Origin of the sequence: Agromyces fucosus (genome assembly GCF_004134865.1) — a bacterium.
In the GTDB taxonomy this organism is placed as follows: Bacteria; Actinomycetota; Actinomycetes; order Actinomycetales; family Microbacteriaceae; genus Agromyces; species Agromyces fucosus.
Window position 1 is genome coordinate 91416 of record NZ_SDPO01000003.1, and the last position, 16219, is coordinate 107634.

11 protein-coding genes are annotated in these 16219 nt (G+C 69.5%); 10 read left to right on the forward strand and 1 reads right to left on the reverse strand.

The window, feature by feature from the left end; all coding sequences use genetic code 11:
• Positions 1 to 4 precede the first annotated feature (4 nt).
• The 8 genes from hydA (at position 5) to ESP57_RS12050 (ending at position 9375) form a co-directional block, all read left to right on the forward strand.
• On the forward strand, positions 5 to 1441 hold the full coding sequence (hydA, locus tag ESP57_RS12015) for a dihydropyrimidinase (protein WP_115960142.1): 1437 nt from the start codon (positions 5 to 7) through the stop codon (positions 1439 to 1441).
• A 76-nt stretch (positions 1442 to 1517) separates the two neighbouring features.
• Entirely contained in the window at positions 1518 to 2534 is a 1017-nt protein-coding gene (locus ESP57_RS12020) for a TIGR03842 family LLM class F420-dependent oxidoreductase (protein WP_115960145.1), read from the forward strand.
• Entirely contained in the window at positions 2531 to 3454 is a 924-nt protein-coding gene (locus ESP57_RS12025) for an ABC transporter permease (RefSeq protein WP_129231760.1), read from the forward strand. Before ESP57_RS12020 ends, ESP57_RS12025 begins: the two co-directional genes overlap by 4 nt.
• On the forward strand, positions 3451 to 4317 hold the full coding sequence (locus ESP57_RS12030; protein ID WP_129231761.1) for an ABC transporter ATP-binding protein: 867 nt from the start codon (positions 3451 to 3453) through the stop codon (positions 4315 to 4317). The genes ESP57_RS12025 and ESP57_RS12030 overlap by 4 nt, the downstream gene beginning before the upstream one ends.
• Positions 4314 to 5150 (forward strand): ABC transporter permease, encoded by an 837-nt coding sequence (locus ESP57_RS12035; protein WP_082571485.1) that lies wholly within the window; start codon positions 4314 to 4316, stop codon positions 5148 to 5150. The genes ESP57_RS12030 and ESP57_RS12035 overlap by 4 nt, the downstream gene beginning before the upstream one ends.
• Positions 5151 to 5248: 98 nt before the next feature.
• Positions 5249 to 6388: an ABC transporter substrate-binding protein gene (locus ESP57_RS12040; RefSeq protein WP_056013387.1), complete on the forward strand. Its 1140-nt coding sequence runs from the start codon at positions 5249 to 5251 to the stop codon at positions 6386 to 6388.
• 89 nt (positions 6389 to 6477) lie between these two features.
• A complete protein-coding gene (locus tag ESP57_RS12045; RefSeq protein WP_129231762.1) occupies positions 6478 to 7821 on the forward strand; it encodes an aspartate aminotransferase family protein in 1344 nt (447 codons plus the stop codon).
• Between the two features lie 3 nt (positions 7822 to 7824).
• On the forward strand, positions 7825 to 9375 hold the full coding sequence (locus ESP57_RS12050) for a CoA-acylating methylmalonate-semialdehyde dehydrogenase (RefSeq protein ID WP_129231763.1): 1551 nt from the start codon (positions 7825 to 7827) through the stop codon (positions 9373 to 9375).
• A gap of 24 nt (positions 9376 to 9399) precedes the next feature.
• Here ESP57_RS12050 and ESP57_RS12055 read toward each other — a convergent pair whose 3' ends face one another.
• The gene (locus ESP57_RS12055) at positions 9400 to 10089 is read right to left on the reverse strand and encodes a hypothetical protein (protein WP_129231764.1); all 690 of its coding nucleotides are present in this window, start codon (positions 10087 to 10089) and stop codon (positions 9400 to 9402) included.
• A gap of 391 nt (positions 10090 to 10480) precedes the next feature.
• On the opposite strand from ESP57_RS12055, the gene ESP57_RS12060 reads away from it, so the two are divergent.
• On the forward strand, positions 10481 to 13255 hold the full coding sequence (locus tag ESP57_RS12060; protein WP_129231765.1) for a glycoside hydrolase domain-containing protein: 2775 nt from the start codon (positions 10481 to 10483) through the stop codon (positions 13253 to 13255).
• 55 nt (positions 13256 to 13310) lie between these two features.
• Positions 13311 to 16202, forward strand: a complete 2892-nt coding sequence (locus ESP57_RS12065) for a discoidin domain-containing protein (RefSeq protein WP_129231766.1) — start codon at positions 13311 to 13313, stop codon at positions 16200 to 16202.
• Positions 16203 to 16219 lie beyond the last annotated feature (17 nt).

Sequence of the window (16219 nt, forward strand, 5' to 3'; positions counted from 1 at the left end):
GAACATGACCACCACCCTCATCACCGGTGGCACCGTCGTGAGTGCCACGGGTCGCGCCGCCGCCGACGTGCTCGTCGACGGCGAGACCATCCGCGCCGTGCTCGAGCCCGGTGCCGCATTGCTGGGTACGGATGTCGCGGCATCCGTCGACCGGGTGATCGACGCCACCGGCAAGTACGTCATCCCCGGCGGCATCGACGCCCACACGCACATGCAGTTGCCCTTCGGCGGCACCGAGGCATCCGACACCTTCGAGACCGGCACTCGCGCAGCCGCGTGGGGCGGCACGACCTCCATCATCGACTTCGCCGTGCAGACCTACGGGCAGCGCATCGAAGACGGGCTCGCGGCGTGGCACGAGAAGGCCGCGGGCAACTGCGCGATCGACTACGGATTCCACCAGATCGTCGGCGACGTCAACGAGGCGTCGCTCGCGACGCTGCGCCGCCTGCCCGACGAGGGCATCACGAGCTTCAAGATGTTCATGGCCTACCCGGGCGTCTTCTACTCCGACGACGCGCAGATCCTGAAGGCCATGCAGGTCTCGCGCGACACGGGCATGCTCACGATGATGCACGCGGAGAACGGCCCGGCGATCGACGTGCTCGCAACCCAGCTCGTGGAGCAGGGCCGGACCGACCCGTTCTACCACGGGGTCGCGCGCGCCTGGGAGATGGAGGAGGAGGCGACGCACCGAGCGATCATGCTCGCGAAGCTCACCGCCGCCCCGCTCTACATCGTGCACGTGTCGGCGAAGCAGGCCGTCGAGCAGCTCGCCTGGGCGCGCGACAAGGGCCAGAACGTCTACGGCGAGACCTGCCCGCAGTACCTCTACCTGAGCCTCGAGGACCAGCTCGGCGCCAAGGGAGAGCAGTGGGGCTCGTTCGAGGGCGCGAAGTGGGTCTGCTCGACGCCGTTGCGCTCACGAGAAGAGGGGCATCAGGACTCCATGTGGCAGGCCCTTCGCACGAACGACCTGCAGATGGTCTCGACCGATCACTGCCCGTTCTGCATGAAGGACCAGAAGGAGCTCGGCCTCGGGGACTTCCGCAAGATCCCCAACGGCATCGGCTCGATCGAGCACCGCATGGACCTCATGTACCAGGGCGTCGTGACGGGCGAGATCACCCTCGAGCGCTGGGTCGAGCTCACGAGCACGACGCCGGCCCGCATGTTCGGCCTGTACGGCACGAAGGGCGTCATCCAGCCGGGCGCCGACGCCGACATCGTCGTCTACGACCCGAACGGCCACACCTCGATCGGGCTGGAGAAGACGCACCACATGAACATGGACTACTCCGCGTGGGAGGGCTACGAGATCGACGGCCACGTCGACACGGTCCTGAGTCGCGGCAAGGTCATCGTCGACGGCGACCAGTACCTCGGCGCCAAGGGCGACGGCCGGTTCCTGAAGCGCGGCCTGAGTCAGTACCTGATTTGAACGATCCGCCGGTCGCGTGGCGCGAAGCGCGTCGAGACCAGCGGATGTCGCACCGACACGACGAAAGGGAGCACGGATGGAATTCGGAGCGGTCCTGCAGACCAACCCCCCGGCATCGCGCACCATCCAGCTCGCGAAGCTCGCCGAGAACCACGGGTTCACCCACGTGTGGACCTTCGACTCGCACCTGCTGTGGCAGGAGCCATACGTCATCTACAGCCAGATCCTCGCCGAGACCCGCAAGGTCAAGGTGGGGCCGTTCGTCACCAACCCGGCGACGCGCGACTGGACGGTGACGGCGTCGATCTTCGCGACCCTCAACGAGATGTACGGCAACCGCACGATCTGCGGCATCGGCCGCGGCGACTCCGCGGTGCGCGTCACGAACGGCAAGCCGACGACGATCGCCGAGCTTCGCGAGGCGATCCACGTGATCCGGGAGCTCGCGAACTCGCGGTCCGTCGAGTACCACGGCTCGCAGCTCCAGTTCCCGTGGAGCCACGGCTCGGAGCTCGAGGTGTGGGTGGCCGCGTACGGCCCGATGGCGCTGAAGCTCACGGGCGAGGTGGGCGACGGATTCATCCTGCAGCTCGCCGACGTCGACATCGCCGCGTGGATGATCAAGCACGTGCGCGATGCCGCGGAGGCCGCGGGCCGCGACCCGATGTCGATCAAGTTCTGCGTCGCCGCGCCCATGTACATCGGCGACGACTGGGAGCACATGCGCGAGCAGTGCCGCTGGTTCGGCGGCATGGTCGGCAACCACGTCGCCGACATCGTCGCGAAGTACGGCGCGCATGGTGCCGTGCCCGACGCGCTCACGGAGTACATCAAGGCCCGCGAAGGCTACGACTACAACGAGCACGGGCGCGCGGGCAACACGCACACGAGCTTCGTGCCCGACGAGATCGTCGACCGGTTCTGCGTGCTCGGCACGGCCGAGCAGCACATCGAGAAGCTCGAGCAACTGAAGGCGCTCGGCGTCGACCAGTTCGCCGGCTACCTCCAGCACGACAACAAGGAGGAGACGCTGCGGGTCTACGGCGAGACCGTGATCCCCGCGCTCTCCGAGCACCTCACGGCGAAGGCATGACGACGACCGCACCCGCCACCAGACGGGCACGGCGCTGGCGCGCGGTGCTCTGGGGCGTGCTCGGCCTGGTCGCGCTCGCCGCCGTCTGGGAGCTGTACAAGCTCGTCGGCCCCGCCGACGGCTGGTTGATCGGTGCACAGGAGGGGGTCACCGGCAGCGGCATCCGGCTCCTGCCCCGTACGAGCGACCAGGCGATGCCGCACACCTGGGAGATGCTCGCGCGGGCGGCCTCGCCGGTGACCCGTGCCCCGGGCGCGCTCCCGCTCGGCGTCGTCGTGCTCCTCGCGGCACTCGTGAGCCTCGGCGTCGCCGCGCTCGGCTGGCTGGTGGGCGTCACGGTCGGGTTCGCACTCGCCCTGCTCATGCTCGGGTTCCGGATCGCGGAGCGTGCCGTGCTGCCGTTCGTCATCCTCAGCCAGACCGTTCCGCTCATCGCGTTGGCGCCGCTCATCCGGAACTGGGGCTCCCGGCTGTCCTTCGGCGACTTCTCCTGGCAGAGCTGGATGTCGGTCGTGATCATCGCCAGCTACCTCGCGTTCTTCCCCGTGGCGGTCGGCGCGCTACGGGGTCTGCAGAGCCCCGAGGCCGCACACCTCGATCTCATGCGGAGCTATTCGGCAGGGTGGTGGACCACCCTGGTGCGGCTGCGGCTCCCCGCGAGCGTTCCCTTCCTCATCCCCGCCCTGCGTCTCGCCGCGGCGAACGCCGTGGTCGGCACGGTCGTCGCCGAGATCTCGGTCGGCTTCAGCGGCGGCATCGGGCGGCTCATCCTCGAAACCGCCGTCGCCGCCTCGAGCGATCCCGCGAAGCCGTGGTCGCCGATCCTCGGCGCCGTGCTCCTCGGTCTCGTCGCCGCAGGGTTCGTCGCCCTCCTCGCCGCATTCCTCAGCCCGTTCCGCCGACAGGAGACCCTCGCATGAGCACGCCAGCGCCGACGGCCGCACCCGAGCCGACCCCGACCGCCGACGCGGCCGCCGCCGTCGTCGTCCGTGGCGTGGAGCGGGTCTTCCACGGCGCGAAGGGAGCATCGGTCACGGCCCTCACCGGCATCGAGCTCACGGTTCACGACGGCGAGTTCGTGTCGCTCATCGGCCCCTCGGGCTGCGGCAAGTCCACGCTGCTCCGACTCATCGCCGATCTCGACGAACCGTCGGCCGGCGACATCCGCGTCTTCGGCAGGACCGCCCGCCAGGCCCGGATCGACCAGGCGTACGGCATCGCCTTCCAACAGGCCGGCCTGCTGCCGTGGCGCTCGGTCGCGGCGAACATCGAGCTCCCCTTGCAGCTGCACGGCATGGGCTCCGCCGAGCGTCGGGCGAGGGTGGCTGAGCTCCTCGACCTCGTCGGGCTCACCGACTTCGCCCGGAGCTACCCCGACCAGCTCTCCGGCGGCATGCAGCAGCGCGTGGCGATCGCTCGTTCGCTCGCCGAGCAGCCACGGCTGCTGCTGATGGACGAACCGTTCGGCGCGCTCGACGAGATGACCCGTGAGCGCATGCAGACCGAACTCCTCCGGATCCGGGCAGAGACCGGGGCGGCGGTCGTGTTCGTGACCCACTCGATCCCCGAAGCGGTGTACCTGTCGGACCGCGTCGTCGTCATGTCGCCGCGTCCCGGCCGCATCACCGACGAGATCGACGTGCGGCTCGGCCGTGCCGCCGAGCGCGGCGAGGACCTGCGCGAGGAATCGGCCTTCTTCGAAGGTGTCACCGCGGTGCGCGAGGCCCTCCACGGACCGCAGTCGTCGACGCCGGGCACCGCGCGGGGGGTGGACGTGCGATGACGGGACTGCCCGACGCGGCGATCGCGACGCAGCTCGCTCCGCCGAGCGCGCACCGCCGACGCGCGCGCGGCGACAACCCGTTCCGCTGGTTCGTCCGGGTCGTCGTACCGCCGGTCGCGCTCTTCATCGTGCTCGTGCTGCTCGTCGAGCTCGTCGTCGTCGCCGCCGGCATCCCGCCGTTCGTGCTGGCCAGCCCGTCGGCGATCTGGGCGCAACTCGTGCAGTACGCGCCGCAGGTGCTGGCCGCCACGATCGCGACCGGGCTCAACGCGCTCATCGGGCTCGTCATCGGTGCCGTCATCGGCGTGCTCCTCGCGATCGTCGCGTCGCTCACCCGGGTGATCGACGGCATGCTCGTGCCGATCGTCGCCGCCGTGGCGGTCGTGCCCATCGTGGCGCTCGCACCAGTGCTGTACACGATGTTCGGGTCCACGTCGGAGGTGGCGCGCATCATCATCGCCTCGATCGCCGCGTTCGTCCCGGTGTTCCTCAACACCCTTCGGGGCTTCCGCCAGGTGCGGCCCGTGCACCGCGACCTCATGCGCGCGTATGCCGCGACACCCCGTCAGCAGACCTGGGCCGTGACCGTGCCGTCGGCGCTGCCCCACTTCTTCACGGGGCTGCGCATCGCCTCGTCGCTCGCCGTGATCTCCGCCCTCGTCGCCGAGTACTTCGGCGGGCCGCGACAGGGTCTCGGCTCGGCCATCACGACCGCCGCGGCATCCAGCGCCTACGCCCGCGCCTGGGCGTTCGTGATCGGAGCCATCCTGCTCGGCCTCGTGTTCTTCGCCCTCACCAGCCTGATCGAGAGGGTCTCCTCGCGCCACCGATGAACCGAACCACGCCGGGCAACGCCGCCCGGCACGACGCTTCCGGCACCCGTGCCGGTCGGATCCGCACCACCGAGCACCACCAAGAGAGGAACGCAGAGATGAAGCGAAACAGGATCGCAGCGTTCGCGGCCGCAGCAACCGCGACCGCGCTCGTACTCGCCGGCTGCTCCAGCGGGGGCACCGACACCGATGCCACGGATGGCGGCGGCGACGACCTCACGCCGGTCACCCTCCAGCTGCAGTGGCTCACGCAGGCCCAGTTCGGCGGGTACTACCTCGCGAAGGCGAACGGCTACTGGGAGGACCTCGGCCTCGACGTCGAGATCATCCCCGGTGCGGTCGACATCGTGCCGCAGGACGTGCTCGCCTCGGGTGACGTCGACTTCGCCGTCGCGTGGGTGCCCAAGGCGCTCGCGTCGATCGAGGCCGGCGCGAACATCACGAACATCGCGCAGATCTTCGAGCGCAGCGGCACCCTCCAGGTCTCCTGGGCCGACAGCGGCATCACGTCGCCGGCCGACCTGTCGGACAAGCAGGTCGGCAGCTGGGGGTTCGGCAACGAGTGGGAGCTCTTCGCGGGCCTCACCGAGGCGAATGCGTCGGGCTACACGATCGTGCAGCAGAACTTCGACATGAACGCGCTGCTGAACCACGAGATCGATGCCGCGCAGGCGATGACGTACAACGAGTACGCGCAGCTGCTCGAGGCGACCAATCCCGAGACTGGTGAGCTCTACCAGCCCGAGGACTTCTCGGTCATCGACTGGAACGAGGTCGGCACCTCGATGCTGCAGGACGCGATCTGGGCGAACGCCGAGCGGCTCGCCTCCGACGAGGAGTACGCCGACACCGCGGTCAAGCTCATCCAGGGCGCGATCCTCGGCTGGATCGACCAGCGCGACGACCCGCAGGCCGCCGCCGACGCCGTGACCGCCGCCGGCTCCACCCTCGGCACGAGCCACCAGCTGTGGATGGCCAACGAGATCAACAAGCTGATCTGGCCCTCCACCGACGGCATCGGGCACATCAACGAGATCGCGTGGGATGCCACGGTCGAGATGGCGCTGGACACCAAGAACCAGGACGGAGCCCAGGTCATCACCACCGATCCGCCCGACACGGCGTACACGAACGAGTACGTCGACAAGGCCCTCGACAACCTCGAGTCCGACGGGGTCGACATCCTCGGCACGGAGTACGAGCCGATCGACGTCACCCTCCAGGAGGGCGGCAACTAGCGAGCGGATGCCGCGCGGCTGGTGCACCCCGGCCGGCCGCGCGGCATCCATCCCATCACCAGGGGACAGACAGGAAAGGCACCGAAGCCATGACCGACACGAACACCGGAGGCGGCCTCACCGACGGCCTCGACGAACTCGCCCGCGAACTCGACCGCGAGCACGTCTTCCACTCGTGGTCGGCGCAGGCCAACCCCTCGACCCTCGTGATCGCGAGCGGCCGGGGCAGCCGGGTCTGGGACCATGCCGGCCACGAGTACCTCGACTTCTCGAGCCAGCTCGTGAACGTCAACATCGGCCACCAGCACCCCTCGGTCGTGCAGGCGATCCGGGAGCAGGCCGAACTCTTGACGACGATCGCCCCGTCGACGGTGAACCTCGCGCGCGGCGAGGCCGCCAAGCGCATCGTCGGGCATGCGCCATCCGGGTTCCGCAAGGTGTTCTTCACGAACGGGGGCGCCGACGCGAACGAGAACGCCATCCGCATGGCGCGCCTGCACACCGGCCGCGACAAGGTGCTCTCGACCTATCGCTCGTACCACGGCAACACGGGTGCGGCCATCGTCTCGACGGGCGACTGGCGCCGCATCCCCAACGAGTTCGCCAGAGGCCACGTGCACTTCTTCGGGCCCTACCTGTACCGCTCGGAGTTCTGGGCGACGACGCCCGAGCAGGAGTCCGAGCGGGCGCTGCAGCACCTGCGCCGGGTGATCGAGGCCGAGGGGCCGTCGTCGATCGCGGCGGTCCTGCTCGAGACGATCCCGGGCACCGCCGGCATCCTGATGCCGCCGCCCGGCTACCTCGCGGGGGTGCGCGAGCTCTGCGACCGCCACGGCATCCTCCTCATTCTCGACGAGGTCATGGCCGGATTCGGCCGCACCGGCCGCTGGTTCGCGTTCGACGGCTCCGGCGTGCGCCCCGACCTCATCACCTTCGCCAAGGGGGTCAACTCGGGCTATGTGCCGGTCGGCGGCGTGATCATCTCCGACCCGATCGCCGCGACGTTCGACGACCGGGTCTTCCCCGGCGGCCTCACCTATTCGGGACATCCGCTCGCGATGGCCTCGATCGTCGCCGCGCTCGACGCGATGGAGTCGGAGGGCATCGTCGAGAACGCCCGCGAGATCGGGGCGACGGTCATCGGGCCGGCGCTCGCCGAGCTCGCCGAGCGGCACGCCGCCATCGGCGAGGTGCGCGGCGAGGGCGTGTTCTGGGCGATCGAGCTGGTCGCCGACCCCGCGACCCGGGAGCCGCTGCCCGCTGCGGCGATGGGCCGACTCAAGTCCGCGCTCGTCGCGCGCGGGCTCCTGCCGTTCGTGCAGGACAACCGCATCCACGTCGTGCCGCCGTGCGTCGTCACGGCCGACGAGGTCGCCGACGCGATGGCGATCTACGACGACGTACTCCGCACCGCACTCGAAGGAGAGGGCTGAACCATGAGCCAGGCAGACCGCAACACATCATCGCTCGCCGAGACCCAACCGCTGGGCGCCGAGTTCGTCACCGTCGACCACTGGATCGACGGGGCATCCGTCGCCGGTGACGGGGGCCGCAGCGGGCCCGTCTACAACCCGGCCCGCGGCGTCGAGCAGAAGCGGGTCCGCTTCGCCTCGACCGAAGACGTCGACGCCGCCGTCGAGGCCGCCGCCCGCGCGTTCCCCGCGTGGCGCGACACCTCGATCGCGAAGCGCCAGCAGGTGATGTTCGCCTTCCGCGAGCTGCTCAACGCCCGCAGCGGCGAGCTCGCCGCGATCCTCACGAGCGAGCACGGCAAGGTGCTCTCCGATGCGGCCGGCGAGATCGCCCGCGGCCTCGAGGTCGTCGAGCTCGCGTGCGCGATGCCGGGCTACACGAAGGGCGAGTACTCCGAGAACGTCTCCACCGGCATCGACGTGTACTCGACGAAGCAGCCCGTGGGCGTCGTCGGCATCATCAGCCCCTTCAACTTCCCGGCGATGGTGCCGCTGTGGTTCTTCCCGCTCGCGATCGCGGCGGGCAACACGGTGGTGCTGAAGCCCTCCGAGAAGGACCCGTCGGCCGCGATCTGGCTCGCCCGGCTCATGCAGGAGGCCGGGCTGCCCGACGGCGTGCTGAACGTCGTGCACGGCGACAAGGTCGCCGTCGACGCGCTGCTCGAGCACCCGGTCGTGCGTTCGATCTCGTTCGTCGGCTCCACGCCGATCGCGAAGTACATCTACGCGACCGCGACCGCGAACGGCAAGCGGGTGCAGGCGCTGGGCGGTGCCAAGAACCACATGCTCGTGCTGCCCGACGCCGACCTCGACCTCGCGGCCGACGCCGCCGTCAACGCCGGGTTCGGCTCGGCGGGGGAGCGCTGTATGGCCGTCTCCGTCGTGCTCGCGGTCGACTCGGTCGCCGACGAACTCGTCGCGAAGATCAGCGAGCGGATGTCGCGGCTCACCACCGGCGACGGCACCCGCGGCTGCGACATGGGGCCGCTCATCACCCGCGAGCACCGCGACAAGGTCGTCGGATACCTCGACGTCGCGGCGTCCGACGGGGCGACGGTCGTCGTCGACGGACGCGACACCCCGATCGACGGGGACGACGACGGGTTCTGGCTGGGCCCGACCCTCGTCGACAAGGTGCCGCTCGAGTCATCCGTCTACCGCGACGAGATCTTCGGACCGGTGCTCGGCATCGTGCGCGTCGACGGCTACCAGGAGGGGCTCGACGTCATCAACGCGTCACCCTACGGCAACGGCACTGCGATCTTCACGAACGACGGCGGTGCCGCGCGGCGATTCCAGCGCGAGGTGACGGTCGGCATGATCGGCATCAACGTGCCGATCCCGGTGCCCGTCGCCTACCACTCCTTCGGCGGCTGGAAGGACTCGCTCTTCGGCGACGCCAAGGCGTACGGCCCGCGCGGATTCGACTTCTTCACGCAGGAGAAGGCGGTAACCTCGCGCTGGCTCGACCCGAGCCACGGCGGGCTGAACCTGGGCTTCCCGCAGCACGACTAGTTGCGCCGAGGGAAGGGCCGAGCTTCAGTGACCGTAGTTGGAACTCGGTGACTCGATGCGATCGACGACGGCGTCATCGAGGTATCCGGTGACCAGGACTCCGATGTCGGGCGAGGGTCCCGTGCCCTCGCCCGGCGGCAGGGCCACGAGGTCGACGCGGACCATGCGCTGCGTGCGCCCGGTCTCGGGCGAGGTGTAGTCGAGGGGATCCGAGGCTCCTGACAGGTCGATCGTGTCGAAGGAGTCCCCTACCGAGATGCCGGCAGACGTCGTCACGGGCAGCCCTGCCGCTTCGGTGCCGGTGAGGTACACCCAGTGGTTGGACCAGTAGATGCCGGTCTCGACGATGTCGGTGTCGAACAGCTGGAGGCCGCCCCACTCGTGGAGCGTCGCCGACGGCGTCTCCGAGCCGTGCTCGACGCGGGAGTCGGCGGGCTCGCCGAGGTACTCGCTGAGACCCGCGACCACCTCACCGGTCGGTTGGTGATAGTCGAACGTGGCGAGTGCGGAACCTCCGTCACCGAGGACGGTGATCGACTCCGGCGACACGACGATGCTCGCGGCGGCTTCGACGTCGGGCGCGCCCATCGGGGTCGGAGCCGACGTGCTCGGCGCCGCTGACGGCTCCGAGGCGGCCGGAGGAGCGGTGCACGCGGTGAGCGCGGCAAGTGCCACGAGACTGATGCCGACGAGACCGGTGAGGCGAGGACGCATGAGCCGACCCTATTGGCAGCTCCTGCCGGTGGGGTATCAGTGCGAGCACTGAGGTGCTCACGCAGCGCGCGCGTTCGACGTCCGGGCATTCCGGAGATCGGCGAAGCGCGCACCCCGATTGCGCGTTGTGCGAGTCGCGAGCGAGCGAGCGGGAGCGACCGTGCGCGTGCACGGCGAGATTGCGCGCGACACCGCTGTTGACGGCGCGATCAGTGGGATTGATCATTCGCAGAATCGCCGCGCCGCGGCGCCCGCTGACGCGGAATCTGCCCCTTGACGACCCCTCGCCAATACGAGAGGCTCGGGCCAATCTGAACGCTTCTGCGTGCTTCGGCCGGTTTCGATCAGTTCGAATCAGTGTCGATCAGCAAGTCACCTCGGAAGGAACGGCATGTCCCCCTCGCTCGGATCACTCCGCCGGAAGATCGCGATGCTCGTCGCAGTCGGGCTCGCGGTGCCCCTGGCGCTCGTCGCCATGCCCGCTGCTGCGACGGCGGAGCCGACGACGGTGATCGTCGACGATGCCACCTCGAGCGGCACCAACCGATTCGAGTTCGGCGCCGGATGGAACGCCGGCACCGGCCTCGACCCGGCCAAGTGGAATGCCGGCACCGAGCACTGGGCCAGGGCGGCCGATCGATCCGCGTTCACCTTCTCGTTCACCGGGGAGCAGGCGCGGCTGTTCGGCATCAAGGACGTGCCGCACGGCAAGTACGCCATCTCCGTCGACGACGGGGCCGAGGTCGTCGTGGACGCCTACTCCCCGACGCGCACGTTCAAGCAGCTCCTCTTCGACACCGGCGCCCTGCCGGCCGGGAACCACACCGTGAAGCTCCGGCTCACCGGTGAGAAGAACGCGGCGGCCTCCCGCGCCGACGGCCAGATCGACTTCGCCGAGGTCATCGCCCAGCGCGTGCCCGTGACCGGCGTCGAGATGGACGAGACGCCGATCGAGCTCGTCGAATCCGCGACGCGTCAGCTCGAGGCATCCGTCGTCCCCGCCGGAGCGACCGACGCCTCGCTGCGCTGGTCGTCCTCCGCCGAGTCGGTGGCGACCGTCAGCGCGACCGGGTACGTCACCGCGGTCGCCGGCGGAACGGCGACGATCACCGCCACCTCGGTCGACGGCGGATTCACGGCGTCCCGTGAGGTCACGGTGACGGCGGCTCCGACCACGCTGAGCGGCGCGGTCGGCGAGACGAACTTCCACTACGCCACCACCAAGTATTTCGACGACTACCGCCGCAAGTACCTGAGCGACGTCATCGGCATGTCGGGCACCGATTGGAGCGACACGGCCTGGCGGAACGACCGCGTCAGCGGACAGTTCGTGCTCTGGACCGGTGCCGAGGCGAAGACCGGCGTGCGGGTCGAGAGCGCCACGCTCGTCGGGGCTTCCGGCGCGGCACTCGACGCGAACGGTCTCGACCTGAACTTCGTCGATTCGGTCATGGCCGGCCGCGGCCGCCCCTCGCTCGGGAAGCCGCAGGAGCCGATCCCCGACGTGCTGTCGACCGACGCGAGCGTCGACGTCGCCGCGCACACCGTGCAGCCACTCTGGCTGATCGTCGACGTGCCGGCGGATGCCGCAGCCGGCCAGTACTCGGGCGAGGTCGTCGTCGTCGACGATCAGGGCGAGCGCATCACGTTCGACCTGGGCATCGAGGTGCTCGATCTCGAACTCCCCGCCGCGGGTGACTGGGACCAGTTCATCGACCTCTGGCAGAACCCCTACGCCGTGGCCCGGGTCTCCGGCATCCCGGCGAACCAGCTCTGGACGCGGGCGCACTTCGACGCGATGCTGCCCCACTACCAGCGCCTTCGCGACGCCGGCCAGGACGTCATCACGGCGACGGTCGTCAACGACCCGTGGGCCTCGCAGACCTACGACCCGTACGGATCGATGGTGCAGTGGACCAAGAAGGCCGACGGCACGTGGGCGTTCGACTTCACCGTCTTCGACAAGTGGGTGTCGTTCATGATGGACGAGGTCGGCATCGACGGCCAGATCGACGCGTACTCGATGGTCAACTGGGCCAGCAAGGTGCAGTACCTCGACGCGGCGACCGGCCAGACGATCACGGCGAGCGTGCCGGTCGGCTCGGCGATCTGGACCGAGATGTGGAGCGCGTTCCTCGAGTCGTTCGGGCCGCACCTGCAGGAGAAGGGATGGTTCGACCGCACCTACATGGCGATGGACGAGCGCGCGCTCGGCGACCTCATGTACGCCGTCGACCTCATCGACGCGCACGCCCCTGGGCTCAAGGTCGGCGCCGCGATGAACTACAACAGCCTCACCGATCCGCGACTCGATCGCATCGACAAGATCTCCGTGTCGTCGGATCACGTGCTCGTCGGCGACGCCGTGTTCGAGGCGACGATGAAGCACCGGCGCGAACTCGGGCTGATCACGAGCATCTACTACTGCGTCGGCATCTACCCGAACACGTTCATCCGCTCGAACCTCGCCGAGGCCGCGTGGACCCAGTGGAAGACCGTCGCGACCGACTCCGACGGCTACCTGCGCTGGGCGTACGACAGCTTCGTCGCCGATCCGTTCGTGACGACCGACTTCAAGACCTGGGAATCGGGCGACACCGCGCAGGTCTACCCGGGCAACGTCTCGTCGGTGCGCTGGGAGCGCATGAACGAGGGCATCCGGGACGCCGAGAAGGTGCGCTGGCTGAGCGAGCAGTCGTCCGAGGCGGCGGCCGAGCTGAAGACCGCCCTTCGCGCGATGGGCAACCCCGGAGTGAAGAAGGACCCGTACGGCGGCGTCATCGATCCGGGCGACGTCGACATCCCGGCCGAGGTCGATCGACTCGAGGGCGAGCTCGAGCGCATCACGCGGGCGTTCCTCGAGGCACGCGACCCGCTCGACCTGACGGTGACGGCGCAGGCCCGTTGCATCGGCACGAAGACGGTGCTCGCGGTCACGGCGCGGAACGACGAAGCGGTGCCGGTGTCGATCTCGTTCACCTCGTCGTACGGCAGCAAGTCGTTCGCGACGGTCGCCGCCGGCAAGAACGCCACCCACGTCTTCACGACCCGACTGGCGAGCATCCCCGAGGGCACCGTCACGATCGAGGCGGTCGCGACGATCGACGGGGCGGAGACCTCGTCGACGCGCACCACGGCGTTCGCGGCGAAGTCCTGCTCGAACTGAGCGAATCCAGCCGAAGTCCCAGCGTCTCGCATCCCAGCATCTCGAAGGAGAGAACATGAGCATCAGAGGTCGTTCGAACACCCGGGGTCGCGCCGCGGCCGCCCTCCTCCTGGGGGCGGGCGTGATCGTCTCGACGTTCGTGCCGGTGGCGGCCCAGGCCGCCGAGAACCCGGCGCCCCGCATCATCCCCGAGCTGCAGACCTGGACCGGCGGCACCGGCTCGTTCACGCTCGACGGTTCGAGCCGCATCGTCGCCGATCCCGAACTCGAGGAGGTCGCGACGCAGTTCGCCGCGGACCTCGCGGCGACCACCGGCATCTCGGTCGACGTCGTCGGGGGCGCGCCGTCCGCGGGTGACCTCGTGCTCGACTACGACGAGGCGCTCACTCACGCGCCGGGTGGTGAGCTGTTCCGCACCGAGGGGTATCGCCTGACGGTCTCCGCCGACGGCGTCGAGATCGCCGCACCGAACACGGATGGCGCGTTCTACGGCACCCGCACGGTGCTGCAGGCGCTGCTGCAGTCGCCGGGTCGCGCCGAGCTGCCGATCGGCGAGAGCATCGACTGGCCGAACCACGAGGTGCGCGGGTTCATGCTCGACGTCGGGCGCCGCTTCTTCACCCCCGAGTTCGTTCGCGACTACATCACGATGATGAGCTGGTACAAGCTCAACGAGTTCCAGATCCACTTGAACGACAACGAGATCGCGAGGCCTGCGGGCGGTTGGGTCGACGCGTACGACGGCTTCCGCCTGAAGTCCGACAACCCGGCCTTCGCGGGACTCGCCTCGGAGGACGGCGCCTACGATCGGGCCGACTGGCAGAGCTTCGAGGATGCCGCCGCAGCCCACGCCGTGACGATCATCCCCGAGATCGACGCGCCCGCGCACTCGCGCTCCTTCATCCGCTGGAAGCCCGAGATCGGGTTCAACGGCGGCGACTCCGACCACCTCGACCTCTCGAAGCCCGAATCGACCGAGACCATCAAGGCCGTCTTCGACGAGTTCACGCCCTGGTTCGAGGGACCCGACGTGCACATGGGGACCGACGAGTACCCGCGTGAGGGCAGGGACGACTACCGCACCTTCTTCAACACCATGGCCGAGCACATCCGGGGGCTGGGAAAGCACCCGCGCGCGTGGGGCAGCATGACGGTGATGCACGGCTCGGCTGCCGGCTACGACCGCGACGTGACGATCAACGCGTGGAACAACGGCTGGTACGGCATGGCCTCGGCCCTCGCCGACGGCTACGACTTCATCAACACGAACGACGGCGACCTGTACGTCGTGCCCTTCGCGAACTACTACCACGGCAACGGGCTGAACAACTCGTCGCTGTACAACTCGTGGCTGCCGAACAAGCTGGGCAGCACCGAGGTGGTACCCGCCGGCACGCCGAAGGGCGCGATGTTCGCCGTCTGGAACGACCTCGTGCACCGCGAGTACACCGAGCTCGACGTGCACGGCCTCATGCGCGACTCGTTCCCGGTGATCGCGCAGAAGACATGGAAGTCGACCACGCCCGCGCTCGGCTACGGCGACTTCACGGCGCTGCAGCGGCGCATCGGAGTGGCGCCCGGACTCACGACGATCGAGCAGGGCAACGGCACGGCGGCTGCGGGCGAGCGTTCGCTCGGCGCCGCAGTGACGGCCTCGTCGAGCAACGAGGGCGCATCGCCCTCGGCCCTCACCGACGGTCGTTCCCTCACCCGTTGGGCGACGTCGGAGCAGACCGCCGAGGTGGTGCTCGATCTCGGCGTATCGGCGCCGACCGGTCGGGTCGAGATCGACTGGGCCGGGGTCCCGCCGGCCGGCTACGACGTTCAGGTCTCGACCGACGGCCGGTTCTGGCAGCACGTCGCCGACGACGTCGATGGCGAGACCGGTGCCGTGGACCTGGGCCGGCTTCCGGCACGATACGTCGCCCTCCGCGACATCCGTGCCGGTGACGGGGACATCGCCGCCTGGCGCGTCTCCGTCTTCAGTCCTGCGCCACTCACGAAGGGCGCGACGGCGACGGCCTCGGGCGTCGAGGCCGCCTCGTTCCCGGCGAGCCTCGCCATCGACGGCAACGACGCCACCCGCTGGTCGGCCGACTACAGCGCCCAGCCGTGGATCGCGGTCGATCTCGGGTCCGCGCAGCGCTTCGGCGAGCTCTCGCTGAAGTGGGAGGGCGCCTCCGCGAAGGACTACACGGTCGCGGTCTCGAGCGACGCGCAGACGTGGACCCCCGTGGCCACTCGTACGGCCATGGCGGCCGGCGCGCGAACCGACCTGGTCACCTTCACGCCGGTCACCGCGCGGCACCTGCGCGTGACGGTCACGGCGAAGAACCTCAGCCCGTACCTCAGCCTGTTCGAGCTGTCGATCCCGTCGTCGGCCGAGCCCGAGGCGGCGATCACGGCGGAGATCTCACCCGCGGAGCCCGACGGCCCCGACGGCTCCTACGCGACCCCGCCGACGGTGACAGTGCGGGCGAGCGGCACCGCCGGCCCGGTCTCGGACGTCGAGTACCGCGTGAACGACGACGAGTGGGCGGATGCCTCCGGCCCGATCCTCCTCGACGGCAACGGCGAGCTGCGGCTCGAGTACCGCGCCACGGTCGGCGACATCCCGGTCTCCGGGCACGGCGTCGTCACCGTCGCCGCGGCTCCCGAGCTCGATGTCGAGGCGTCGGTGACGAGCCGGTGCATCGGCGGGCGGGCCGTGCTCTCGGTACGGGCGCTGAACGGCGAGTCGCTGCCGCTCGACGTCACCCTCACGACCGACTATGGCACGAAGTCGTTCACGGCCGTGGCTCCGGGGAAGAACGCCGTCCACGCCTTCTCGACGCGACTGGCCACGCTGCCGGCCGGCGAGGTCGACGTCACGGCGACGGCGCAGGTCGGCGGGAGCCCCGTGTCGTCCACCACGGTCGTGCCCTACGAGGCGCGAACCTGCGGCTGAGCCCCGACCGACCTCGC

Excerpts from the sequence above, each read along its gene's own strand:
- ESP57_RS12035 (WP_082571485.1), top strand. The coding sequence starts at position 4,314 with ATGACGGGACTGCCCGACGCGGCGATCGCGACGCAGCTCGCTCCGCCG.
- ESP57_RS12020 (WP_115960145.1), top strand. The coding sequence starts at position 1,518 with ATGGAATTCGGAGCGGTCCTGCAGACCAACCCCCCGGCATCGCGCACC.
- ESP57_RS12040 (WP_056013387.1), top strand. The coding sequence starts at position 5,249 with ATGAAGCGAAACAGGATCGCAGCGTTCGCGGCCGCAGCAACCGCGACC.
- ESP57_RS12025 (WP_129231760.1), top strand. The coding sequence starts at position 2,531 with ATGACGACGACCGCACCCGCCACCAGACGGGCACGGCGCTGGCGCGCG.
- ESP57_RS12055 (WP_129231764.1), bottom strand. The coding sequence starts at position 10,089 with ATGCGTCCTCGCCTCACCGGTCTCGTCGGCATCAGTCTCGTGGCACTT.
- ESP57_RS12050 (WP_129231763.1), top strand. The coding sequence starts at position 7,825 with ATGAGCCAGGCAGACCGCAACACATCATCGCTCGCCGAGACCCAACCG.
- ESP57_RS12045 (WP_129231762.1), top strand. The coding sequence starts at position 6,478 with ATGACCGACACGAACACCGGAGGCGGCCTCACCGACGGCCTCGACGAA.
- hydA (WP_115960142.1), top strand. The coding sequence starts at position 5 with ATGACCACCACCCTCATCACCGGTGGCACCGTCGTGAGTGCCACGGGT.
- ESP57_RS12065 (WP_129231766.1), top strand. The coding sequence starts at position 13,311 with ATGAGCATCAGAGGTCGTTCGAACACCCGGGGTCGCGCCGCGGCCGCC.
- ESP57_RS12060 (WP_129231765.1), top strand. The coding sequence starts at position 10,481 with ATGTCCCCCTCGCTCGGATCACTCCGCCGGAAGATCGCGATGCTCGTC.
- ESP57_RS12030 (WP_129231761.1), top strand. The coding sequence starts at position 3,451 with ATGAGCACGCCAGCGCCGACGGCCGCACCCGAGCCGACCCCGACCGCC.